This window comes from Lysinibacillus sp. NPDC097162 (assembly GCF_044762185.1).
Taxonomy (GTDB): Bacteria; Bacillota; Bacilli; order Bacillales_A; family Planococcaceae; genus Lysinibacillus.
In genome coordinates, this window is sequence record NZ_JBIWDT010000004.1 from 265,105 (window position 1) to 287,656 (window position 22,552).

The 22,552-nt window shown below is 36.0% G+C and carries 26 protein-coding genes and 1 pseudogene; 21 read left to right on the plus strand and 6 right to left on the minus strand.

Features of this window, described 5'->3' with window-relative positions; all coding sequences use genetic code 11:
* The first annotated feature begins 236 nt into the window (after positions 1-236).
* The 15 genes and pseudogenes from sufC (at position 237) to ACIQXW_RS18040 (ending at position 14,086) form a co-directional block, all read left to right on the plus strand.
* A complete protein-coding gene (gene sufC, locus ACIQXW_RS17970; protein ID WP_401012697.1) occupies positions 237-1,016 on the plus strand; it encodes a Fe-S cluster assembly ATPase SufC in 780 nt (259 codons plus the stop codon).
* A gap of 18 nt (positions 1,017-1,034) precedes the next feature.
* Entirely contained in the window at positions 1,035-2,342 is a 1,308-nt protein-coding gene (sufD, locus tag ACIQXW_RS17975; protein WP_340822695.1) for a Fe-S cluster assembly protein SufD, read from the plus strand.
* Complete coding sequence (locus ACIQXW_RS17980) at positions 2,342-3,571, plus strand: cysteine desulfurase (protein ID WP_401019744.1); 1,230 nt, start codon at positions 2,342-2,344, stop codon at positions 3,569-3,571. The genes sufD and ACIQXW_RS17980 overlap by 1 nt, the downstream gene beginning before the upstream one ends.
* The gene (gene sufU / locus ACIQXW_RS17985) at positions 3,561-3,989 is read left to right on the plus strand and encodes a Fe-S cluster assembly sulfur transfer protein SufU (RefSeq protein ID WP_340822698.1); all 429 of its coding nucleotides are present in this window, start codon (positions 3,561-3,563) and stop codon (positions 3,987-3,989) included. Before ACIQXW_RS17980 ends, sufU begins: the two co-directional genes overlap by 11 nt.
* 24 nt (positions 3,990-4,013) lie before the next feature.
* The gene (gene sufB, locus ACIQXW_RS17990; protein WP_340822699.1) at positions 4,014-5,411 is read left to right on the plus strand and encodes a Fe-S cluster assembly protein SufB; all 1,398 of its coding nucleotides are present in this window, start codon (positions 4,014-4,016) and stop codon (positions 5,409-5,411) included.
* Between the two features lie 116 nt (positions 5,412-5,527).
* Positions 5,528-6,385, plus strand: a complete 858-nt coding sequence (locus tag ACIQXW_RS17995; protein ID WP_402764403.1) for a DUF72 domain-containing protein — start codon at positions 5,528-5,530, stop codon at positions 6,383-6,385.
* On the plus strand, positions 6,385-7,206 hold the full coding sequence (locus ACIQXW_RS18000; RefSeq protein WP_402764405.1) for a sulfite exporter TauE/SafE family protein: 822 nt from the start codon (positions 6,385-6,387) through the stop codon (positions 7,204-7,206). Before ACIQXW_RS17995 ends, ACIQXW_RS18000 begins: the two co-directional genes overlap by 1 nt.
* Positions 7,207-7,222: 16 nt before the next feature.
* Positions 7,223-8,590: a bifunctional metallophosphatase/5'-nucleotidase gene (locus ACIQXW_RS18005; RefSeq protein WP_340822802.1), complete on the plus strand. Its 1,368-nt coding sequence runs from the start codon at positions 7,223-7,225 to the stop codon at positions 8,588-8,590.
* Positions 8,591-8,627: 37 nt separating this feature from the next.
* Complete coding sequence (locus ACIQXW_RS18010) at positions 8,628-9,737, plus strand: HD-GYP domain-containing protein (protein ID WP_401019736.1); 1,110 nt, start codon at positions 8,628-8,630, stop codon at positions 9,735-9,737.
* A 44-nt stretch (positions 9,738-9,781) separates the two neighbouring features.
* Positions 9,782-10,552 carry a sporulation protein YunB gene (gene yunB, locus ACIQXW_RS18015; RefSeq protein WP_340822805.1) on the plus strand — a complete coding sequence of 257 codons (771 nt, stop codon included), beginning with the start codon at positions 9,782-9,784 and terminating at the stop codon, positions 10,550-10,552.
* 116 nt (positions 10,553-10,668) lie between these two features.
* Positions 10,669-11,592, plus strand: a complete 924-nt coding sequence (gene lipA / locus ACIQXW_RS18020; protein WP_340822807.1) for a lipoyl synthase — start codon at positions 10,669-10,671, stop codon at positions 11,590-11,592.
* Between the two features lie 33 nt (positions 11,593-11,625).
* Positions 11,626-11,979, plus strand: a complete 354-nt coding sequence (locus ACIQXW_RS18025; RefSeq protein WP_402764411.1) for a YutD family protein — start codon at positions 11,626-11,628, stop codon at positions 11,977-11,979.
* A gap of 154 nt (positions 11,980-12,133) precedes the next feature.
* Positions 12,134-12,945 (plus strand): annotated as a pseudogene (locus tag ACIQXW_RS18030) (undecaprenyl-diphosphate phosphatase).
* Positions 12,946-13,315: 370 nt separating this feature from the next.
* On the plus strand, positions 13,316-13,843 hold the full coding sequence (locus tag ACIQXW_RS18035) for a D-glycero-alpha-D-manno-heptose-1,7-bisphosphate 7-phosphatase (protein ID WP_402764501.1): 528 nt from the start codon (positions 13,316-13,318) through the stop codon (positions 13,841-13,843).
* A gap of 48 nt (positions 13,844-13,891) precedes the next feature.
* A complete protein-coding gene (locus ACIQXW_RS18040; protein ID WP_401019732.1) occupies positions 13,892-14,086 on the plus strand; it encodes a hypothetical protein in 195 nt (64 codons plus the stop codon).
* Between the two features lie 182 nt (positions 14,087-14,268).
* On the opposite strand, the gene ACIQXW_RS18045 is transcribed toward ACIQXW_RS18040, so the two are convergent.
* A complete protein-coding gene (locus ACIQXW_RS18045; RefSeq protein WP_340822812.1) occupies positions 14,269-14,535 on the minus strand; it encodes a DUF3055 domain-containing protein in 267 nt (88 codons plus the stop codon).
* 88 nt (positions 14,536-14,623) lie between these two features.
* On the opposite strand from ACIQXW_RS18045, the gene ACIQXW_RS18050 reads away from it, so the two are divergent.
* Positions 14,624-15,076, plus strand: a complete 453-nt coding sequence (locus tag ACIQXW_RS18050; protein WP_340822813.1) for a DUF86 domain-containing protein — start codon at positions 14,624-14,626, stop codon at positions 15,074-15,076.
* Positions 15,073-15,825: a TIGR01457 family HAD-type hydrolase gene (locus ACIQXW_RS18055; RefSeq protein WP_402764415.1), complete on the plus strand. Its 753-nt coding sequence runs from the start codon at positions 15,073-15,075 to the stop codon at positions 15,823-15,825. The genes ACIQXW_RS18050 and ACIQXW_RS18055 overlap by 4 nt, the downstream gene beginning before the upstream one ends.
* 127 nt (positions 15,826-15,952) lie before the next feature.
* Here the strand turns inward: ACIQXW_RS18055 and ACIQXW_RS18060 are convergent, their stop codons facing one another.
* Complete coding sequence (locus ACIQXW_RS18060) at positions 15,953-16,189, minus strand: YuzB family protein (protein ID WP_337980526.1); 237 nt, start codon at positions 16,187-16,189, stop codon at positions 15,953-15,955.
* Positions 16,190-16,593: 404 nt separating this feature from the next.
* Between ACIQXW_RS18060 and ACIQXW_RS18065 the strand changes: the two genes are divergently transcribed.
* Positions 16,594-17,661, plus strand: coding sequence for an NAD(P)/FAD-dependent oxidoreductase (locus tag ACIQXW_RS18065; protein WP_340822817.1), 1,068 nt, complete (start codon positions 16,594-16,596; stop codon positions 17,659-17,661).
* Between the two features lie 89 nt (positions 17,662-17,750).
* On the opposite strand, the gene ACIQXW_RS18070 is transcribed toward ACIQXW_RS18065, so the two are convergent.
* Positions 17,751-18,086: a YuzD family protein gene (locus tag ACIQXW_RS18070; RefSeq protein WP_340822818.1), complete on the minus strand. Its 336-nt coding sequence runs from the start codon at positions 18,084-18,086 to the stop codon at positions 17,751-17,753.
* An 84-nt stretch (positions 18,087-18,170) separates the two neighbouring features.
* Between ACIQXW_RS18070 and ACIQXW_RS18075 the strand changes: the two genes are divergently transcribed.
* The gene (locus ACIQXW_RS18075) at positions 18,171-18,407 is read left to right on the plus strand and encodes a NifU family protein (RefSeq protein ID WP_340822819.1); all 237 of its coding nucleotides are present in this window, start codon (positions 18,171-18,173) and stop codon (positions 18,405-18,407) included.
* A gap of 52 nt (positions 18,408-18,459) precedes the next feature.
* On the opposite strand, the gene ACIQXW_RS18080 is transcribed toward ACIQXW_RS18075, so the two are convergent.
* A complete protein-coding gene (locus ACIQXW_RS18080) occupies positions 18,460-19,152 on the minus strand; it encodes a DUF2225 domain-containing protein (RefSeq protein ID WP_340822821.1) in 693 nt (230 codons plus the stop codon).
* A 183-nt stretch (positions 19,153-19,335) separates the two neighbouring features.
* Here ACIQXW_RS18080 and ACIQXW_RS18085 point away from each other — a divergent pair, with 183 nt between their 5' ends.
* Both ACIQXW_RS18085 and ACIQXW_RS18090 read left to right on the plus strand, forming a co-directional pair.
* Positions 19,336-19,710, plus strand: coding sequence for a HesB/IscA family protein (locus ACIQXW_RS18085; RefSeq protein WP_340822822.1), 375 nt, complete (start codon positions 19,336-19,338; stop codon positions 19,708-19,710).
* 446 nt (positions 19,711-20,156) lie between these two features.
* Positions 20,157-21,242 (plus strand): SH3 domain-containing protein, encoded by a 1,086-nt coding sequence (locus ACIQXW_RS18090; RefSeq protein ID WP_401019722.1) that lies wholly within the window; start codon positions 20,157-20,159, stop codon positions 21,240-21,242.
* A gap of 271 nt (positions 21,243-21,513) precedes the next feature.
* On the opposite strand, the gene ACIQXW_RS18095 is transcribed toward ACIQXW_RS18090, so the two are convergent.
* Both ACIQXW_RS18095 and ACIQXW_RS18100 read right to left on the minus strand, forming a co-directional pair.
* Positions 21,514-21,849 carry an NUDIX hydrolase gene (locus tag ACIQXW_RS18095; protein ID WP_402764422.1) on the minus strand — a complete coding sequence of 112 codons (336 nt, stop codon included), beginning with the start codon at positions 21,847-21,849 and terminating at the stop codon, positions 21,514-21,516.
* A 74-nt stretch (positions 21,850-21,923) separates the two neighbouring features.
* Positions 21,924-22,421, minus strand: coding sequence for a GNAT family N-acetyltransferase (locus ACIQXW_RS18100; RefSeq protein ID WP_402764425.1), 498 nt, complete (start codon positions 22,419-22,421; stop codon positions 21,924-21,926).
* Between the last annotated feature and the right edge of the window lie 131 nt (positions 22,422-22,552).

Below are 22,552 nucleotides of genomic sequence, written 5' to 3' on the forward strand. Positions count from 1 at the left end.
AATCCATTCTCATTTAGGGATATTTCATTGAAAATAGACTTTGTCTATTCTCATTAGCAGTTTCGATTCTAAAAAATCTGAAAATGCTTAAAAAGTCTTTATAATTCAAGATTTCATCATTGAAAAGTGAAAGTGGTCAAAATGGTTTGCATAGAGAACGATTTTCAGTTAAGATTAGAATGATGATAATTAAGGAATGGTTGCCCATTCACAGAACACACTATGGAGGTATTTTCATGTCAACTTTAGTAATTAAAGATCTTCACGTTGAAATCGACGGGAAAGAGATTTTAAAAGGCGTAAACCTTACAATTAATACAAATGAAATCCATGCAATTATGGGACCAAACGGAACTGGTAAATCAACACTAGCTTCTGCAATTATGGGACACCCAAAATACGAAGTTACTTCTGGTACAGTTGAACTTGATGGTGAAAACGTACTTGAAATGGAAGTTGATGAGCGTGCACAAGCTGGCTTGTTCCTAGCTATGCAATACCCATCAGAAATCGCTGGTGTAACAAACGCTGATTTCTTACGTTCAGCTATTAATGCACGCCGTGAAGAGGGCGACGAAATTTCATTAATGAAATTCATTCGTGAATTAGATAAAAATATGGAATTCCTTGAAATGAACGAAGACATGGCACAACGTTATTTAAACGAAGGTTTCTCTGGCGGTGAGAAAAAACGTAACGAAATTCTTCAATTAATGATGATTAAGCCAACTTTCGCTATTTTAGATGAAATTGACTCTGGTCTTGATATTGACGCACTTAAAGTTGTTTCTAAAGGTATTAATGCAATGCGTGGCGAAGGCTTCGGATGCTTAATGATCACTCACTACCAACGTCTACTTAACTACATCACACCAGACCATGTTCACGTAATGATGCAAGGTCGCGTTGTAAAATCAGGTGGCGAAGAATTAGCGCACCGTTTAGAAGCAGAAGGTTATGACTGGATTAAAAAAGAACTAGGTATCGAAGAAGAAACAGAAGAACAAGAAGCATAAGAAGGAGGACGAACTAGCATGACAGTGGAACTTAACTTGCCTGTAACATTACAGGACGTGCGCTCGTTCTCAGAGGCGAATGGTGAACCAACTTGGTTTGCAGAGCTTCGTACGGCAGCACTAGACAAAGCAGCTGGTTTAGATATGCCAAAACCAGATAGAACAAATATTTCAAAATGGGACTTCATGAACTTCCCAACTCATACAGTTGTCAGTGAAGAATTTGCTTCACTTGATGCACTTCCAGAAGAGGCACGTCGCTTAATTGATCTTGAGGCACAAGAAAACTTATATATTCAACGAAACAACACACCAGCGTTTATTAAAACATCACAGGAGCTTGCTGACAAAGGCGTTATTTTTACAGATATGTTAACAGCTATACGTGATCACGGTGAGCTTGTTCAAAAGTACTTCATGACTGAAGCGGTTAAAGTTGATGAACATAAATTAACAGCACTTCACGCAGCACTTGTGAATGGTGGCGTATTTGTTTACGTACCGAAAAATGTCATTATTGAGCAACCGTTACAAGTTGTATTCTTAAATGATAATGCAGAAGCTTCACTTTATAACCACGTATTAGTAGTAGCTGAAGCAAATGCAGCTGTCACATATGTGGAAACATATATTTCTACAGTTGAAGAAGCAAAAGCTCAAGCTAACATTATTTCTGAAGTAATTGTACAAGATAATGCACAAGTAATTTACGGTGCGGTTGATGTACTAGCTAAAGGTTATACTACTTATGTAAATCGTCGTGCTCGTTTAGCACGTGATGCAAAAGTTGACTGGGCTCTTGGTTTAATGAACGATTCAGATACAATTTCTGAAAATATTACACACCTTGTCGGTGACGGTTCACATGCTGATACAAAAACAGTTGTTGTTGGTCGCGGAGAGCAAAAACTAAACTTCACAACAGAAGTTCGTCACTGGGGTAAAAACTCAAATGGTCACATCTTAAAACACGGTGTGATGAAAGATGCAGCACAGTCAATTTTCAACGGTATTGGCTATATTGAACACGGTGCTACAAAAGCAGATGCACAACAAGAATCACGTGTGTTAATGCTTTCTGAAAAAGCTCGTGGCGATGCTAACCCAATTCTTTTAATTGATGAAGATGATGTAACAGCAGGACACGCAGCATCTGTAGGACGAGTAGATCCACTACAACTTTATTACTTAATGAGTCGTGGTATCTCGAAAGCAGAAGCAGAGCGCCTTGTTATCCATGGATTCCTTGCGCCAGTTGTTAAGCAATTACCTATAGAAGGCGTTCAAAAGCAACTGACGGAGGTTATCGAAAGGAAAGTTCGCTAATGATCAATAAAGACATTAAAAGCTATTTCCCAATATTAAATCAACAAGTAAATGGTCATCCACTTGTTTACCTTGATAGCGCAGCAACATCTCAAAAGCCTACTCAAGTAATTGAAGCAATTAAGCATTATTATGAATTTGATAACTCGAATGTTCACCGAGGTGTGCATACATTGGGAAATCGTGCGACTGACAAATACGAGGGTGCTCGTGAAAAGGTGCGCAATTTCATTAATGCGAAATCAACAGAAGAAATTATTTTTACTCGTGGTACAACGACTGCGTTAAATACAGTAGCTTCTAGTTATGGTCGTGCAAATGTTGAGCAAGGTGATGAAATTGTCATCACACATATGGAGCATCACTCCAACATTATTCCTTGGCAACAACTTGCAAAAGAAAAAAATGCAATATTAAAGTACATTGACCTTGAGGCAGATGGCACAATTGATCTTGAAAAGGTTCGAGCAACGATTACACCGAAAACGAAAATCGTGTCAGTATCAATGGCATCAAATGTTCTCGGTACAATTAATCCGATTAAAGAAATTGCAAAAATTGCACATGCTAATGGTGCCGTAATGGTAGCAGATGGTGCGCAAGCTGCACCGCATATGAAAATTGATGTGCAAGATTTAGATGTAGATTTCTTAGGCTTTTCAGGTCATAAAATGTGCGGTCCGACTGGAATAGGTGTACTATATGGTAAAAAAGAGCACCTTGAAAAGATGGAGCCAATTGAATTTGGTGGCGAAATGATCGATTTTGTTGGACTACAAGATTCAACGTGGAAGGAATTACCGTGGAAATTTGAAGGTGGTACGCCTATCATTGCAGGTGCAATCGGTTTAGGTGCTGCTATCGATTTCTTAACGGAAGTAGGGTTAGAGAATATTGCACAGCACGAGCATAAGCTTGTAGGCTATGCAATGGATCAACTTGAAACAATTGAGGGACTCAAAATTTTTGGTCCGCGCGATCCAATGAAACGTTGTGGTCTTGTTACGTTTAACTTAGATGATGTACATCCACATGATGTTGCAACAGTTCTGGACATGAATGGTATCGCTGTTCGTGCAGGACATCATTGCGCTCAGCCACTAATGAAATGTCTCCAACAAGTAGCGACAGCGCGCGCAAGCTTTTATCTGTATAACACGGAGGAAGATATTGACCGCTTAGTTGCCGGGTTGCGTTCTGCGAAGGAGTATTTTGGCGATGTCTTTTAATAATTTAGATCAACTATACCGTTCAGTTATCATGGATCATTATAAAAATCCTCGAAATAAAGGATCTTTAGATACAGATGCTGTAACAATTGATATGAACAATCCGACTTGTGGCGACCGCATTCACTTAACGCTTAAAGTGAATGATGGTGTTGTAGAAGATGCGAAATTTGATGGTGAAGGCTGTTCTATTTCGATGTCTTCTGCTTCAATGATGACACAAATTGTCAAAGGGAAAAAAGTAGAAGAAGCATTAGAGCTTGCTGAAATTTTTTCAAAAATGATGATGGGTGAAGAATATAGCGATAAATACGACCTTGAGGATGTTGAGGCACTGCAAGGTGTTTCTCAATTCCCTGCACGAATTAAATGTGCGACATTGGCTTGGAAAGCAATGGAAAAAGGCGTAAAAGAATAATAATTCGTGAACGGAGGAGAAATAATGGCTAAAAAAATGCCGGATATTGGCGATTACAAATACGGATTCCATGACAAGGACGTATCAATTTTCCGTTCAAAACGTGGTTTAACTGAAGAAATCGTCCGTGAAATTTCAAATATGAAGCAAGAGCCTGAGTGGATGCTTGAATACCGCTTAAAAGCGCTTGAAACTTTCTATACAAAACCAATGCCACAATGGGGTGGCGACCTTGGCGATTTAAACTTCGATGAAATTACGTACTACGTAAAACCATCTGAAGCTACGCAAAAATCTTGGGATGAAGTACCTGAAGAAATTAAAGCAACATTTGATAAATTAGGTATTCCTGAAGCAGAGCAAAAGTATCTTGCAGGTGTATCAGCTCAGTACGAATCTGAGGTAGTATACCACAATATGAAACAAGAGCTTGAAGATCTTGGTATTGTGTTTAAAGATACTGATTCTGCTTTACGTGAAAATGAAGATATTTTCAAAAAGTATTGGGGTAAAGTAATTCCTTACACTGACAACAAATTTGCTGCACTAAATTCAGCAGTTTGGTCAGGTGGTTCATTTATTTATGTGCCACCAGGTGTAAAAGTTGAAACACCTTTACAAGCTTACTTCCGTATTAACTCTGAAAATATGGGTCAATTCGAACGTACGCTAATTATCGTTGATGAAGGCGCACATGTACACTATGTTGAAGGATGTACAGCTCCTGTTTATACAACAAACTCTTTACACTCAGCAGTTGTAGAGATTATCGTTGAAAAAAATGCTTATTGCCGTTATACAACGATTCAAAACTGGGCGAACAACGTTTACAATTTAGTAACAAAGCGTACAGTTGTTGAAGCAAACGGTACGATGGAATGGATTGATGGTAATATCGGTTCTAAATTAACGATGAAATACCCAGCTTGTATCCTAAAAGGTGAAGGCGCTCGTGGTATGACATTATCAATTGCATTAGCTGGTAAAGGGCAACACCAACATGCAGGAGCAAAAATGATTCATATGGCACCTAATACATCTTCTACAATCGTTTCTAAATCGATTGCTAAACAAGGTGGTAAAGTAACATATATGGGTCAAGTACGTTTCGGTCCTAAAGCAAGTGGTGCACGTGCCAACATTGAATGTGATACGTTAATCATGGATAACCAATCTACTTCGGATACAATTCCATACAACGAAATTTTAAATGATAATGTTTCTTTAGAGCATGAAGCGAAAGTTTCTAAAGTATCAGAAGAGCAGTTATTCTACTTAATGTCTCGTGGTATTTCTGAAGAAGAGGCAACGGAAATGATCGTAATGGGCTTTATCGAACCATTTACGAAAGAATTACCAATGGAATACGCAGTAGAAATGAACCGTCTCATCAAGTTTGAGATGGAAGGTTCTATCGGCTGATTTTTTGTTGATGTACATGCGACTAGAGCTATTTTAGCTTTAGTCGCTTTTTATTTTTGTAAGTATTTGCACTTAGAAAGTGTGTGCTATCATTATGTACATAAGGAGGGAGTCACTTGATTCGAGTTGGGTTAACAGGTTGGGGCGATCATCCTTCGTTATATAGTGGAGTGACTGCCTCAAAGGACAAATTATTCGATTACGCAGGTCATTTTTTAACTGTAGAATTAGATACATCTTTTTATGCCATTCCGTCAGTGGATAATGTTCGAAAATGGTGTGAGCTAACACCAGATTCATTTCGTTTTGTAATAAAGGCTTACCAAGGTATGACCGGACATTTGCGAGGGGAAATTCCCTTTGAATCCAAAAATGATATGTTCAATGCTTTTATCGAATGTGCTAATGAATTTAAACGTCACGGGAAGTTAGCAATAATATTGGCACAATTTCCGCCATGGTTTGATTGTCAGTCAAAAAATGTACAATACTTATTGTATATTAGGCAACAATTAAAAGAGTTCGATGTGGCAATCGAGTTTCGGAATCAGACATGGTATGCAGAGAAGGTTGTTAAGCAAACAATGGATTTTTTAAAGGAACATCAATTTATTCATACAATTTGTGATGAACCGCAAGCAGGTATTGGTTCTGTCCCATTTTATCCTGAAGTAACGGCAAATAAAGCACTCGTCCGTATTCATGGGCGCAATATTCATGGCTGGCGTAATACGGGCAATTCAGAAAACTGGCGCAAAGTTCGTTTTTTATATGATTATAATAAAGAAGAACTACAACAACTCGGACAGCATCTTCAAAGCATAGAGCCTAATGTGCAAGAGTTATTTGTTTTATTTAATAATAATTCTGGTCAACATGCTGCAAAAAATGCGAAGGAGCTTCAAGAGATGCTAGCTATTCGAGATGTTGGCCTAGCACCAAAACAATTAAATATGTTTGAAGGAGAAGTATAATGGAGTTTATTGTTTTAGCAGTGATTGCACTAGCCTCGGGGCTCATTGGTTCGCTTGTAGGGCTTGGTGGAGGAATTATTTTAGTACCTGCAACTTTATTTGTAGGATTAAACCTCGGGATGCTCCCAGATATTACACCGCAAAAAGTGGTAGGGCTATCGGTTGTAATGATGATTTTCACTGGGCTAGCGTCCACTTTAAGCTATATGAAATCCAAAACAGTGGATTATAAAAGTGGGTTTATATTCTTTTTAGGTAGTGTTCCAGGGACGATATTAGGTGCATGGGTAAATAAAGGTTTGGATTTACCCTCATTTAACTTATATTTTGGGATATTATTAATTGTTATATCGATAATTTTACTTGTACGCGATAAATTGAAACCTGTACAATGGTTTGTGAAAAATGGTACACAACATCAGTTTATCGATGAAGCAGGAAAAACGTATGTCTACGGATATCCAATTTGGTTTGCGTTACTATTTTGCTTTGCAGTTGGCTTTGCCTCAGGATTATTTGGAATTGGTGGCGGCTCAATGATCGTGCCTGCAATGATTATTTTGTTTTTATTTCCGCCACATGTTGCAGTGGCAACTTCGATGTATATGGTATTCCTAACTTCGATTGTGAACTCCGCGAGTCATATTTATTTAGGACATGTACCGTGGCTATATACGATTCCTGTTATTCCTGGAGCTTATATCGGGGCTAAATTAGGGGCAGCACTTAATAAAAAAATTAAATCCGATACACTTGTCCTAGCACTACGAATTATTTTATTATTATTAGGAATTCGTTCCATTATAGAGGGCTTATTGTAAAGAAGAGGTGGCTTGAATGCTGGAAAAAATTCATATTTTTCACACAAATGATTTGCATAGTCATTTTAAGTATTGGCCACGAATGCAAAACTATGTGACTACGCAACGTGCTCAGTATGAGGCTTTAGGTGAAACGAGCTTTTTAGTTGATGTAGGGGATCATTTAGATAGGTCCAATATTTATACAGATGCCACAATTGGCAAGGGCAATGTCCAATTATTAAACAACGCCGGTTATGATGTTGTCACAATAGGCAATAATGAGGGCATTACATTGTCGCATGAAGAGCTCTTTCATTTATACGATGACGCGCTATTTGAAGTCGTAGTGGGGAATGTTAATGCATTTAATGGGGTAAATCCAACGTGGTTGAAGCCTTATGTTATATTAACAACGAAATACGATACAAAAATTGCAGTTATTGCTGCGACAGCAATGTTCGAAATCTATTATAAGGAATTGAACTGGCAAATAGATGATGCTCGAAGCTCACTTATTCGTTTAACTCATCAACTTCGGAAAGAAGTTGATATTGTTGTTTGTCTGTCACATTTAGGAATTACTGAAGATGAGCTATTAGCGGAGGAATGTCCAGGAATCGATGTCATTTTTGGTTCACACACCCATCATACGTTGCCAAATGGTAAGTTTATCAACGGTGTCTTGCTCACAGGTGGAGGAAAATTTGGTCAATATACGGGACACCTCGTACTAGAATACGATAAAAAAACGAGGGAAATTGTTGAAAAAAAGGATACTTTAATTCATAATAAGGACTTGCCAATTGTTGAAAATGAAAAAGAGTTTCTGCTATCTTTAGAAGAAGAAGGTAAAAGCTTATTAGACAAGCCTGTATTTTCAACCAAAAAGACGTACAATAAAGAATGGTTCCACTACTCACAATTATCACATCTATTTGCGCAAGCAATATTAGAAAAAAGTGGTGCGGACTGTGCGTTATTTAATGCAGGGATTTTTTTAGACGGCCTTCCAAAAGGAACGGTAACAGCGCTTGATTTGCATAAAATTTTTCCACATCCTATTAATTTATGTACAATTGAATTGTCAGTTTCGGAAATGAAAGAAATTTTTCAGCAATCGAAAAATGAAGAATGGCCCAATATGGAACTTAAAGGGTTAGGTTTTAGGGGCGTTATTTTTGGTAAGATGCTGACATATGGCTTTGCTATGAATGAGGATCGTCAATTGCTCATAAATGGTAAGATGGCAGATAATGATCGTACTTATAAATTAGTGACACTTGATTTGTTTACGTTCGGTTATTTTTATCCAAGCTTTAAATATGCAAAGAAAAAATATATTTTACCTGATTTTTTACGAAACATTATGTTAGATTATGGGCAAAGTTTCTTTAAGCGATAGATAAACAAAGCTTTAAGAATGGATTGGGGAAGAAGTCATGCGATTAATTTCAATCGATGTATTAAAAGAAGGTATGGTATTAGGAAGAACCATTTGGAATGAGGCAGGTCATCCACTTTTAAAGAAAGACGTTGTCATTAATGAACGTATTATTGAAAGACTTCAACAGTTGAATACTCATTATTTATATATAGACGACAAACTTTCTGAAGGCATTGAAGTGAAGGAAACGGTTCCTGCTGATGTCCGAAACAAAACCATTTCGACCATAAAAGATTCTTTTCAATCAATAAATGGTTTAAGTACGGTTAATGCCTCTTATATACTTGATCAGCAATCGAAAGCGATTGTTACGATTGTCGATGAACTACTCTCAGCTGTTACAGGTAATAATGAAATTTTAACGGTTTTAACAGATGCTTATTTATTCGATGAATACTTATATCAGCATTCTTTTCATGTTACCTTATATTCGATTGCTATTGCAAAAGAATTGGGACATTCAGCCGAAGATCTTCGTTTAATTGGTATTGGTGCCTTATTGCATGATGTTGGAAAGCTTATGGTGCCGAAAGAGATACTCAAAAAACCAGGTCGCTTAACGCATGAGGAATTTGAAATGATGAAAATGCACACGCGTTTTGGTTTTGATTTATTACGTAATTTACATTCCATTTCCTTACTGGTTGCACATTGTGCTTTTCAACATCATGAACGCATTGATGGAAGTGGCTATCCACGTGGTTTAGTTGATTTTGAAATCCATCCATTTGCTAAAATTATTGGTGTAGCTGATGTATTCGATGCGGTGACTACAAATCGGGTATATCGTGAAAAGATGCTTCCTTCACAAGGGCTAGCCATTGTAGAAGCTGGCTCAGGTACACTTTATGATGCGCGCATTGTCAATGCATTGAAAAAATCAGTTGTACATTATCCGAATGGACTGATTTTAAAATTATCAGACGGTCGTCGAGGAATTGTTTCTAAACAAAATAATTTGGATTCTTCCTTGCCGTGGATTCGAATTTTTGAAGAACAAAATGAATTACTCACAGCGACATACGAAATTAATTTAGTGGACTATCCAACTGTAACAATTGATAGTATTGAAACCGATTATGTAGTACCATCGAGAGTCGTATAATTTGCTCCTCCTGTTCATAAGTTGTAGAACAGGAGGAGATTTTTTTGTTTTTCCCTCGAAAAAGGATGAAATTGCGAACGAATCATAAAAGAGGAATGCAGCTCAATCGTTTAACCTTATTAATTGTTGCGAGTATCATTTGTATAGTATTTTTTCTGTATTTTTTAAATGAACGTCTTAAACCCACATATTTGGAATATGCCGAAGTGCAGACGAATAAAATAGCGTCGTATGTTGTCAGTAAAGCCATTAACTCACGTACTTCTAACGTATTAGACGTTAATGATATAATCGAAGATGTACCATCTGGCACCTCTGTAACGACAAAATTTAATACTGAAATTATCAATAGAGTACGTGCAGAAACACTTGAACTTGTAAAAATGTATTTAGAGCAAGCAGAGCATGGAGAATTAGCCCATTTACCTGATTTAGATAATGTCGAATATGATATGAATAAAATTCAAGAAGGCGATGGAATTGTCTTTTTCGTCCCACTTGCACAGGCGGCTGATCTTCCTTTACTCGGTAATTTGGGGCCGAAAATACCAATTCGTTTTCATGTAATTGGTAATGTGCATAGTAATGTTACATCAGATATAAGGGAATTTGGCATTAATAGTGCCTATGTAGAAGTAGGTATTCATATAGAAGTTAATGTCCAAATAATAGTTCCATTTGCTAGTAAATCAACGACGGTATCTCAGGACATTCCGGTAGCGATGGGATTAACGAGAGGACCAGTACCAAACATTTATACAAATGGTGGAGATGCAGTACAACCATCCATAGAAGTCCCAGTTCCGTACCAATAGAAAAGTTTAAATTGAGAGTAAATGTTAGTTGTTGCCGTTCGTGTAATATGATACATTGACAACAGTGATGGTAGATAATATTCAACAAAAGATAACTTTGATAGGGGCGAATTTGTATGACATCCTGTAAACCTACTAGCCATGAGAAAGAAGAACATGTAAGAAAACCTGATTGGCTTAAAATTAAACTAAACACGAACGATGAATATAAAGGTCTTAAAAAGCTTATGCGTGAAAAAAATCTTCATACAGTTTGTGAAGAAGCTCGCTGTCCAAATATTCATGAATGCTGGGGTGAGCGTCGTACTGCAACAATGATGATTTTAGGATCAGTTTGTACACGTGCTTGTCGTTTCTGCGCAGTAAAAACCGGTTTACCAAATGAGTTAGATCTTGCAGAACCAGAACGTGTTGCAGACTCAGTAGCCATTATGAATTTAAAGCACGTTGTTATAACAATGGTAGCACGTGATGATTTAAAGGATGGCGGTGCAGAAGTATTAGCTGAAACAGTACGCGCTATTCGCCGTAAAAGTCCTTTTACGTCTGTAGAAGTATTACCTTCTGACCTTGGTGGTTTGAAGGAAAATCTTCAACTTTTAATGGACTCTAAACCAGATATTTTAAATCATAATATTGAAACAGTACGCCGTTTGACACCAAGAGTACGTGCACGTGCGAAATATGAACGTTCATTAGATTTTCTTCGTTTAGCAAAAGAGATGCAACCAGACATTCCGACAAAGTCATCATTAATGATTGGCTTAGGAGAAACGCATGAAGAAATTTTAGAAGTAATGGACGATTTACGTGCAAATAACGTGGATATTATGACAATTGGTCAATATTTGCAACCAACAAAAAAACATTTATCTGTAAAAAAATATTATTCACCTATTGAATTTGGCAAACTTCGCAAAATTGCAATGGAAAAAGGCTTCAAGCATTGTGAAGCAGGACCACTCGTACGCAGTAGTTATCATGCCGATGAGCAAGTGAATGCTGCAACGAAGGAGCGCCAACTACAGGCTGAAGTATAATGTGAAAAGATTGACGAGAAAGGTGGTGTCACTTTGATAATTATAGAAGGATATGAATATGAAATTGTTGAAGATTACCGTGAAGCTTTTCAGGAAGAAGCCTTTAAAGAGCGGTACTCAGATATTTTAGTCAAATATGATTATATTGTAGGCGACTGGGGCTATAATCAGCTACGTCTAAAAGGTTTTTTTGATGATAAAAATCAAAAATCTACCTTTGATACGAAAATTAGTACGCTTCAAGATTACTTATATGAGTATTGTAATTTTGGCTGTGCATATTTTGTTTTACGTAAAGGCGGTAAAGTTCTTTTACAGCCCGACGTTGTAGTAAATGAAGCAACCGAAGTGACAAAACCAAATGACAATGAACAAATAGCAGAATAGCTATAATGACCTGATGTGAAGTTTGCATCAGGTTTTTTTATTTATAGATGTTTTGAAATATTTAAGACATTCATCTAATTTAGAGTGCAATTATTATTATGTATAATGAAATAACTACCATTTTAATAATTTTTGAAGAAGGAGAGGAACATCTATGGAACTTTTTGATCTAATTAAAGCGACTATCTTAGGTTTTATTGAAGGAATGACAGAGTTTGCACCTGTTTCATCAACTGGTCACTTAATTATTGTAGATGACATGTGGCTACAAACAAATATACTTTTAGGAGATAAAGCTGCAATTACATTTAAAATTGTAATTCAATTAGGCTCAATTTTAGCTGTTTTTCTTGTTTTTTGGAAACGTATTTTAAGTCTGTTAGGGTTTAATAAAAATATAACGTCTCATTTAAACTTGTTCCATGTTGTAATTGCTTTATTACCTGCAACTGTATTGGGTTTAACTTTTAAGGATTTTATTGACAAATTATTTAAAATAGAGACGGTCATAGTGGCTCTAATTATTGGTGCAGTTCTTATGATTTTTGCTGATAAATTTGGTCCTGAAAAATCGAAAGTTGTCTCTTTGGATCAAATTACTTATAAACAAGCATTTATGATGGAATTATACAATGTTTATCACTTTGGCCTGGATTTTCACGTTCAGGAGCGACGATTTCAGGTGGCGTTTTACTTGGAATGAATCATAAAGTAGCAGCTGATTTTACCTTTATCATGGCTGTACCAATTATGATAGGCGCAAGTAGTGTATCAATCGTTAAAAATTGGGAATACTTATCTTTTGATTATTTAGGGTTTTACACTGCGGGTTTTATTAGCTCGTTCGCTTTTTCTCTTATATCCATTCGCTTCTTTTTAAAAATTATTTCCCGTATTAAATTAACCCCATTTGCAATTTACCGAATCATATTGGCTATTATCTTAGTCTTTATGTTATATATGTGATTGTTAATTTTTATATAAATTAAATAATTTAGAACTATTAATATTCAGAATTTACAGAATTAATAGTTTATGATAATATAGAATCGAAAAAAATACGAAGGGAGATTTTTTCCATGAAAAAGATGGTGAAGGCTTTATTTTCTTTCGCATTTGTTAGTATTATTGCAATTAGATTTAGTAATGATGTCCATACGAAGGTGTTGGATCGATTGCAGTCAGTCTAGCACTTTTTCTATTTGTTCTTACGTTAATTATTTGTAAAATGAAGAAATTAACTTCAGTCAAAGTCTGTGTTCATAGCTTTACTCACAATGGGAAACAATATCTTCTAACGAAGGCGCAATTGATTATTAATAAAGGTGTGATTTATATAAAAAGGGCAGTATTTTTGGACAGGGATGGCGTTATTAACGAAGTGTTGACCAAAAGGGTTAAATTTGTAAATAAACCTCAGCAACTGTTTTTCTTACCCGGCGTACCGGAAGCGATAAAAAATTTGAATAAGTTTTTTGATTACGTTTTTGTTGTAACGAATCAAGGGGGTGTGGGATTAGGTTTTATGAAGGAAAGTCAACTTAAAAAAATACACGTTCATATGGCGAGTGAATTAAAGAAACAAGGCGCTATTATTCATGAAGTAGTGTATTGTCCTCATAAACCAAAAGCTGGTTGTGACTGTCGTAAGCCGAATAGCAAGTTAATTGTTGATCTTGCTGAAACATACGATGTTGATTTAACCAAATCCTATATGGTGGGGGATACAGATACAGACATAATAGCAGGGAAACGAGCTGGTACAAAGGGCGTTTTTTTAGGTAAACATGATCCACTAGCTGATGCAATATTCCCTAATTTAATAAGTGCAGTAGACTGGATAATAGAAGATGCACAATTTTAGCTCATAATGTATTAAGTATAAATCACATAAAAAAGGATAATTTATAAATTGGAGGTGAAAATTTTGGCGAACGATAAACAAAAGAAAAAACAATTAGACCGTGAAGAATACGGATATGGATTTGATATTAGTGTTGATGATTTAGCTGTTATTGGGCAAAACAAACAAGCAAAAAAACAAAATGATAACGAAAATAAAGACAAACCACATAATAAAGACAACCCATCAACCTTAAATCAATAAGGTTGTATGGATTGTCCCAGATGGTAATTCAATTAGCAAAATCCGTTAGTCGATAAGATTTTGACAAAAAAAATTTCGCTCTATTCCAGCGGGGCTGTTAATGTCAGATTGTACAACTTACGGAATGCCCCGAAGAAATAGATTAGCGGAATTTTTTTTGTATTTAAATCTTTAAACGGGTGTCAATTAAGTAATTCACGTAAGTATTCACGCAATTCCACTGTGTCCTCTTCAGAACGGTTGTACACATGCTCAAGGTAGCCAGGTTCTTCTATATCGTCTGGTCCTATAATGGCGAAACGGCCAAATTGGATATCCATTACAAGCACCTTTCCAAAGAAGCGTCCAGATTGTAAAATGGCTAAATCGTAACGAAGTTTTTGTCCTGCGAAACTTACAAAGCGTGTTTTTGTATCTTCTACATCATCATATAAGAAAAAACGTTCCATCTTTTAATCTCCTTCCAGTCCTATAGATATGGTACTATAGAAGAGAAAAGAGTATCAACTTTAAATGATTTGAATGGGGGCTTTCCTTGTGTATTTTGTAGATCGAAATAAAATCACAACAAACTTACAGTACTTAGATAAACTATTAGCTATTTTTGAGGCAGAGGATAACTGGCTTCAAAGTGATATTACGAAATTAGCAATCGAGCGTATCGGTCATAACGTGATGGAATCAATGATGGATGTAGGTAACTTGATGATTGACGGCTTTATTATGCGTGATCCAGGTAGCTATGAGGATATAATTGATATTTTAATCGATGAAAAAGTTGTTTCAACTGACATCGAAGCATCGTTAAAGGCTGTTGTAGGCTTACGTAAAATGCTTGTTCGTGAATTTACATCTGTAGATATTACTGAAGTTGTGAACGTTTTAACGGCAAGCTTACCTGCTTTAAAGCAGTTTGCACCAGCTGTGAATAGCTACTTAACAAATGAGTTAGGTCCCGTATCAGCATTTTTACCTGAGGATCATCAATGAAAACTTATAAGGCTTATTGCTTTGATTTAGATGGCACTGTCTACCGCGGTAAGGAAGGTATTCCTTCTGCGGTTGCTTTTATACAGAGATTACAGCAACAGGGGATTGAACCCTTTTACGTGACAAACAACTCTTCTAAAACGAGAGAGCAATTACAAGAATCTTTAAAAGCTATTGGAGTAGAAGCACCACTTCATCATATTTATTCAAGTGCTTTAGTTACGGCAAAGTATGTAGCTCTGAATTATTCAGGCAAGAAAGTAGCGATGATGGGCTCAGATGGTATTAGATTGGCGTTAAAAAATGAAGGAATTGAACCTGTAGACAACGAGCCAGATGTATTTGTTATGGGAATAGATCGGACATTGGATTATATGGCATTAGCAAAGGCAACGATTGCAGTGCAAAATGGTGCGATATTTATCGCAACAAATCAAGATATTAAGTTTCCAACAGAATATGGATTTTTACCTGGGAATGGGTCATTTGCGCGCTTAGTAGGGGATGTTGCAGGCGTCGAGCCGATATACATCGGTAAGCCATCACCCGCAATGCTCGACATCATCGCAATAGAGCATCGTTTTACAAAAGATGAGATGGTGATGATTGGTGATAACTACGATACAGACATTATGTGTGGTATTCGTTTCGGCTGTGATACTATTCACGTCAACACAGGCGTAACACCAACAAGTGCCGTGCTTGAAAAAGAATTGCAACCTACTTATTTAGTAGAAACGCTCGTTTAAAAATACTAGCTGTGCTGGACTTTATGAAAAAACAAAGGATGTTATACCGATTAATGGTATAACATCCTTTTCATATGTGTAACTTTATTTTATAGGACTCAACATGATTGTTATAAAAACAATTATATTACCATAATGGATTTTCTTCGATAAATTGATATATAGCTTTTGTGAGCTCATCAGGAGAAGCAGCTTCAACTAAATCACCATTTACAATCGCATAAAAGGATTCAGAACACTTCGTACAGTAGCTGAGGCAGCCATATTCCAAAACGTCGATATTTGGATCGCGTTCGAGTATTTCATAAGTTTTCTGTGAGCCATTTGCTAAATTACTTACACAAAATTCAACCATTGGATTCATATGTTCACCTCACCATTGTTATGCTACTAGCTTTTGAAACGTTCGTCAATGTTTTAACTTAATTCAACAAAAGCCAACACGTTTTCAAGTGGGGAGAAATGCTAAACTATGCACTTGATTCCGTAGGCGTCATTATTGGAATGAAGCATGTTAAGAGTTACGGAGAATGTCACAAATTTAAAGCGGTACTTTTCGAGCATGTTACCTAAAAAACTAGATACAATAAGCTCGAGCTGTAATCGTTCTTGTATAAATTGTTGTTAAAAAACGCAAAGAAGTAATCGATATTGTGAAATCTTTCACAAAAAATGCATTATGATATTGTGAAACTTCTCACAATCGGTTATACTCATTTGTGGATACTTTGTGAACAATTATTATTAGATACATTAAAGGAGACTATTATGGGGAAATTAGTACTTTTAGGTGGCGGCTACGGCAATATGCGTGTCATGCTTCGACTTTTACCGAACAACTTACCGTTAGACACGGAAATCGTTTTAGTAGATAGAGCACCTTTCCATAGTTTAAAAACAGAATTTTATGCATTAGCAGCAGGGACATCGACAGATAAAGAAATTCGTGTAAGCTTCCCAGAGCACGAGCGTTTAACGGCTGTATATGGTGAGGCCGTTGACATTAACCGTGCAGAAAAAGTAGTCATTCTAGAAGATGGGCAACGTATTGAATATGATGATTTAGTAATTGGTCTAGGCTGTGAAGATAAATATCATGGTGTACCAGGTGCAGAAGAGTACACTTACAGCATTCAGACGATGGCAAAATCACGTGCAACATTCCAAGCGTTATGTGGCTTACCAGCAGGCTCAACTGTCGGCATTGTGGGAGCTGGTTTAAGTGGTATTGAGTTAGCGAGTGAACTACGTGAAAGCCGTGCTGATTTAAAAGTAAAATTATTTGACCGAGGTTCACGTATTTTAAAAGACTTCCCTGAGAAGCTTAGTAAATATGTAAAAGCTTGGTTTACGAAACATAATGTAGATGTAATAGCAAACTCTAATATTACTAAAGTAGAACCTGGTAAAATATTTAATCATGAAGAAGAAATTCCGTTAGATGCAATAGTTTGGACTGCAGGGGTACAGCCTGTTAAAATCGTACGCGATATGGATGTTGAAAAGGATCGCCAAGGTCGTCCAATTGTTACACAATACTTTAATGTTTTAGATGATGAGCATGTATATGTTGTAGGTGATTGTGCATCTTCAGACTTTTCTCCAAGTGCACAATTAGCGGAAGAACAGGCAGAGCATATCGTCAAAGTATTGCGCATGCGTTGGAAAGGTGAGCATTTACCAGAAAAAATGCCAGATATTAAATTAAAAGGTTTCATGGGTTCATTAGGCAAAAAACAAGGCTTTGCATACCTAGCTGATACAACTGTTACAGGTCGTATTGCACGTTTAATGAAATCTGGATTACTGTGGATGTATAAATATCAAAACGATTAATAAGTTGCTCTTTTGTCGTTGAGCATTCATATATAATAAAAAAGGGATTGCTCAAAGAACTTCTGAACAATCCCTTTCCTATTTTTTTTTTACACGGTTTCGTCTGGTGTAAAGCCAAGGCTTTCAAGTGCAGTGAAGACAGGTTTTAATTGGACATAGCCTTCTCCTACTACTTCATCATTGATTAGGACAAGTGGATAGAAAAATTCATCTTCTTGAATACGTGTAGCATAATCCTGGTCACGATCATTCTCAATTGGACCTTCAATATCGACATAGCGAATATCATAGGCTTGGTTTGGATATTTTCGATCAATGGCAGCTTGTAGCCATTCATATGTATCTTTTGAAGAAGGTGCATTGACACAGCTAGCACAAATCACAGCTGTTCCGTAAATTTCAATAGTTGGTTTTGATTGACCCATAGTATTTATTCTCCTCCGTGATTCTATATTGGATTTTTTCTGTTGCTAACATTATAATCATTATAAGGAAAGGAGTCGAGACAAATGGCAGAAGCAATGATTAACGACCAAGTTCAAGAAGTATTAGATAAATTACGCCCATTCTTACTACGTGACGGTGGAGACTGTGAATTAGTAGACGTAGAAGATGGTGTTGTAAAATTACGTTTATTAGGTGCATGCGGTAGTTGCCCTAGTTCTACGATTACACTAAAAGCAGGTATCGAACGTGCTTTATTAGAAGAAGTACCAGGTATCATTGAAGTAGAGCAAGTTTTCTAATCATTTTGTATAAAAAGTTCTAGCTGAATAATTCAGGCTAGAACTTTTTTATTTACACATGTCGAGCTTTTTCTTTTTCTTCGCGAATAAGAGTCCATTGTTCCTTCGCCATATCGATAATTTTTGCTTCTCCACCATTGCTTTGTTTCTCAATAACTTTAGAAAAGAAGCGTGTCGCATTTTCAATATCACCGATACGACGAGATAATTCGGCAATCATATACATAATGCGAACATCTGACATTTGAGTTGAGCTATAATCTTCATTTGAATAAGATTCCATATAAAGATCACGTGACATTTTCATAAATCGTTGCTCTTGCCCTTCATTTTTTAATGCACGATATAGCCATGCAAGACGTAAAGTAAGGCCAGCTGTAGCAACGAATTTTTCCTTTTTAATAGTACCGCATAAAAAGGCTAATTTATAAGCTTGAATCGCTTGGAATATAGTACGTTCGCCTTTGAAATCATGATGTACCCATTTTTCTGTAATTTGTGTCTGAATAATATCCTGTACGCCAGGCGCAAAATATTTTGAAAAGTCTTCAGTAAAGGAGAAGCCACAATGCTCGCAAACGAATACGTTGTAGTAAAGAGCATTAACATCGTCCGCATAAATCGGATGAAAATCAGTTTCGGTATGATCTACTTTTATGAATTTAGAGCGTACTTTTAATGTAGGAAATTCTTTTTTACAATTAAGACATTGTACTTTCTTTTCGTAATATGGTGAAATCTCCATAATTGATACCTCTTTCATAGATGTAATTAAAACTATTATACCAATTCATATGTTTTGTACATGAATAAAAAATACTAATTAAGTGAAAAAATCGGGAATTTTTGCTAATAATCTACTTGAAGCTGAATGTTTGTCATACAATAGTCAAAATTGATATGATAAGTAAGAAGGAAGGTGATTGGGATGACAAGTTTAAAACAAGTAATAGAAGTGACTGAGGCAGCAGTTTTTCATATTAATGAAATGATGGAGCATAATGAGGAGCAAGGTGCTTTTTTACGCGTAGCTGTTAATGGTGGCGGATGTAGTGGTCTATCGTATGGAATGCATTTTGATAAAGAGAAAAAAGAAGACGATTTTGAAGATGTACAACATGGTTTAACGATTCTTGTTTCCCGCGAAGATGCGCCTATTTTAATGGGAACAAAAATTGACTATAAACAATCGCTTATGGGCGGTGGCTTCACCATCGATAATCCAAATGCCATCGCATCTTGCGGCTGTGGCACAAGCTTTAAAGCTGCAAAACGTGAAGGTACGCCTGAGGTTTGTGATTAATAAATAGTTGTCAATTGTTGAAGTAGGATTGCGAAAAAATAGAAATTGATGTATTAAGGAATGTAGATACGAAGCCTTTTTAATTTGTATGTTGCAACAACATCACAAATTGGGGAGGCTTTTTTGTATGGATTTTTTTCGAAAAGAAGTAACGCACTTCTATTGGTAAAAGACAAGGCGGAACGAGCAGTAATCTTGTAGTGTATTTCCCGAGGATGCCCGGGAAGGTAAGAAGAGATTATTAAAAAGTACAAAGAAATCCGGACACATTGATTATATGCACAAAAGCGAAGCGTCAGTGGCTATTAGACCGGGCCGTATTATACCATTTTATGTTTTATTAATCTTTATACATTTGTGATTCAGTAGTAATAAATATTATGGAAATATATACAATATATAGGCTGAATGGTATGATGGTGAAAATGTGAAAGGGGGTAATTTGATTGAATATAATTAAGAAATGGTTAGTTGCAGTTTTTGTACTTCTGATCCTATTTAGCTTTCAGCATCAAGTAGCAGAAGCAGCTGACTATCGTACTGTGAAGATTGTAAGTGGCTCCAGCTTGATTGTGAGAGATTCGCCGAATGATACAGCCAATTCCATTGGTAATTTAGATAAAGATCAATTCGTAATAGAGTTTTCTTCATCAAATGGTTGGTCTCACATTCAAGCAGGTGAAGTAAAAGGGTATGTATCTTCCTCTTTTTTAAGTACTCCACCTTCAACTATTAAAATCGCAAATTCTAAAAGTGGCCTCGTTGTAAAATCTATGCCATCTCTATCAGCCTCAACATTAGCTACATTGAAGTATAATATGGTTGTTGAAGATTATGGTTCGGTAGGGGATGGATGGTCATTTGTGCAGTATGGCAATGTGGTAGGCTATGTTAAATCTGATTTTATGGGTCAGACTAAAACAACGACAAAGTATGTTAATACAAATAGTGGGGTTGTTGTTCGCAATATTGCCAGCCAATCTGGGGCTTCGGTAGGTTCATTAAGTAATGGTACACAAGTAACTGTACATGCTACGTTAGTAGGTTGGTCTTATGTGACTGCTAATAATGTCAAAGGGTACGTAGTAGATTCGTATTTATCTACAAAGAAACCAGTTGTACCTTTCAATAATATTAACTTTAACTTGTCTATTAAAGATGTAGAGAAAAATGAAAAATCAAAGTTTATACAAAAACTTCAAGACGGTAGAGAGACTTTTTTAATCTATGAAACGATGAAATATGGCTATTATGCAGAGTTGACTTACATTTTTTTAGGTGGGCAATTAGAGTATATTACTTATAACTTCTTTCCAGAAGAAAATAGTTTTCACACATGGGATCAAATGTCAACGATACATGACCTACTACATAGACAAGGAGTAGCTGAATTTGGTAATGATTATCAATTTAGTTATGAAAAATATAGCGCTTTATATACAGGTTGGGAAAAGAGTGGTTACGCAGTTTTGATTGCAGTGGATGATAAAAATCTTTATACTACAGCAAAATTAATATATTATCGTAAGTGAAATGCCGTTTTAGTGGTCGGTTTCTTCAACAATAATATTAAATAAAATGGCTCTCTTTTATTTATGTACTTTAGTAAATAGAAGGGGGTTTTTGATGATTTCAAGTGAAAGCAAGTTAATCAGTTATTTTGAGTATCGGATAAGCACTATCGAATTATGTAAATATAGTATCTATATATGGATTAATAAAACTTCTATATATTTGTGTTAAGTCTGTAGGTAAATTACAATAAGCAAAAAATTGAAGACTTTCTGATTCATTGTAGTCGATTTACATTTCGCCACTAAATTCCTTTGTGTAATAAACAGCTGTTATAGAATATAATTCATCACCATTTGATACTTTTAAATAGTATTCAGATCCTGAGAATACATTCAGTAATTTTAGGTTGTGGACTAATAATCCGGTTTCTTCGAAAACTTCCTTCTTGGCTACTTCTTCAAAACTCTCTCCTAAATCCATTAAGCCACCTGGTAATCCCCAAGTACCATCATTTCTTTTTTGGAGTAATAACTCATTTTTATCATTTAATATTATGACAACCGAACCTGGCAAAATAATTGGTTGATGGCCAACATATTGTCTTAGGTATTTGAAATACTCCATTTAATCATCTCTTTTCTCCATTAGAAGTGTTTGACTTGGCTGAGCGTTACAGGAAAGTCTAGAATGGACTCTGATTATAATAATATGGACATAAAATACTCATCTACATATTGACCATCAATACATAAAGAGTGTCTTTTTACGCCTTCAATTTCAAAGCCCATTTTTTTATATAAATGAACGGCAACTTCATTTGATGCGATAACCGTTAAATCTAGTCGGTGCAATCCTACTTGCTGTGCCCATGCCATTACATGCGTAAAAAGGGCATTACCGACGCCTTGACCACGACTTTCACTATGTACGCCAATTACAATATTTGCTCGATGTGCTATACGTTGCGGCTTTTCATTTTGGACGATTAAATAACCTACTATTCGTTCATCTACACATGCAACAAAAACCCCTGATTTCTCATTACTATGAGTTGCATCAATAAATTTAGCGAACTTTTCAGGATTCACTACTCTTTCTTGCGGAGAAAATAACATAAAACCAGATGCTTCGGCATTTGTCATTACACTTACTATTTTTTCAGCTTCACTAGAGAATGCTTTTCTTACTTCAACCATAAATTTTCCTGCCTTTTTTCTAATTTTAATATGTGTATTTTTCTGTCTACATATAATTGTAGCACTTTAAATGATAATTCAGTATATATATGGAAAATTATTAGGGGAATTATTGCTATATTTACAACTAA

Bases quoted from the DNA above. Each gene is read 5' to 3' on its own strand.
- sufC (WP_401012697.1), top strand. From the start codon at position 237: ATGTCAACTTTAGTAATTAAAGATCTTCACGTTGAAATCGACGGGAAA.
- sufD (WP_340822695.1), top strand. From the start codon at position 1,035: ATGACAGTGGAACTTAACTTGCCTGTAACATTACAGGACGTGCGCTCG.
- ACIQXW_RS17980 (WP_401019744.1), top strand. From the start codon at position 2,342: ATGATCAATAAAGACATTAAAAGCTATTTCCCAATATTAAATCAACAA.
- sufU (WP_340822698.1), top strand. From the start codon at position 3,561: ATGTCTTTTAATAATTTAGATCAACTATACCGTTCAGTTATCATGGAT.
- sufB (WP_340822699.1), top strand. From the start codon at position 4,014: ATGGCTAAAAAAATGCCGGATATTGGCGATTACAAATACGGATTCCAT.
- ACIQXW_RS18000 (WP_402764405.1), top strand. From the start codon at position 6,385: ATGGAGTTTATTGTTTTAGCAGTGATTGCACTAGCCTCGGGGCTCATT.
- ACIQXW_RS18005 (WP_340822802.1), top strand. From the start codon at position 7,223: ATGCTGGAAAAAATTCATATTTTTCACACAAATGATTTGCATAGTCAT.
- ACIQXW_RS18010 (WP_401019736.1), top strand. From the start codon at position 8,628: ATGCGATTAATTTCAATCGATGTATTAAAAGAAGGTATGGTATTAGGA.
- lipA (WP_340822807.1), top strand. From the start codon at position 10,669: ATGACATCCTGTAAACCTACTAGCCATGAGAAAGAAGAACATGTAAGA.
- ACIQXW_RS18045 (WP_340822812.1), bottom strand. From the start codon at position 14,535: ATGGAACGTTTTTTCTTATATGATGATGTAGAAGATACAAAAACACGC.
- ACIQXW_RS18055 (WP_402764415.1), top strand. From the start codon at position 15,073: ATGAAAACTTATAAGGCTTATTGCTTTGATTTAGATGGCACTGTCTAC.
- ACIQXW_RS18060 (WP_337980526.1), bottom strand. From the start codon at position 16,189: ATGAATCCAATGGTTGAATTTTGTGTAAGTAATTTAGCAAATGGCTCA.
- ACIQXW_RS18065 (WP_340822817.1), top strand. From the start codon at position 16,594: ATGGGGAAATTAGTACTTTTAGGTGGCGGCTACGGCAATATGCGTGTC.
- ACIQXW_RS18070 (WP_340822818.1), bottom strand. From the start codon at position 18,086: ATGGGTCAATCAAAACCAACTATTGAAATTTACGGAACAGCTGTGATT.
- ACIQXW_RS18075 (WP_340822819.1), top strand. From the start codon at position 18,171: ATGGCAGAAGCAATGATTAACGACCAAGTTCAAGAAGTATTAGATAAA.
- ACIQXW_RS18080 (WP_340822821.1), bottom strand. From the start codon at position 19,152: ATGGAGATTTCACCATATTACGAAAAGAAAGTACAATGTCTTAATTGT.
- ACIQXW_RS18085 (WP_340822822.1), top strand. From the start codon at position 19,336: ATGACAAGTTTAAAACAAGTAATAGAAGTGACTGAGGCAGCAGTTTTT.
- ACIQXW_RS18095 (WP_402764422.1), bottom strand. From the start codon at position 21,849: ATGGAGTATTTCAAATACCTAAGACAATATGTTGGCCATCAACCAATT.
- ACIQXW_RS18100 (WP_402764425.1), bottom strand. From the start codon at position 22,421: ATGGTTGAAGTAAGAAAAGCATTCTCTAGTGAAGCTGAAAAAATAGTA.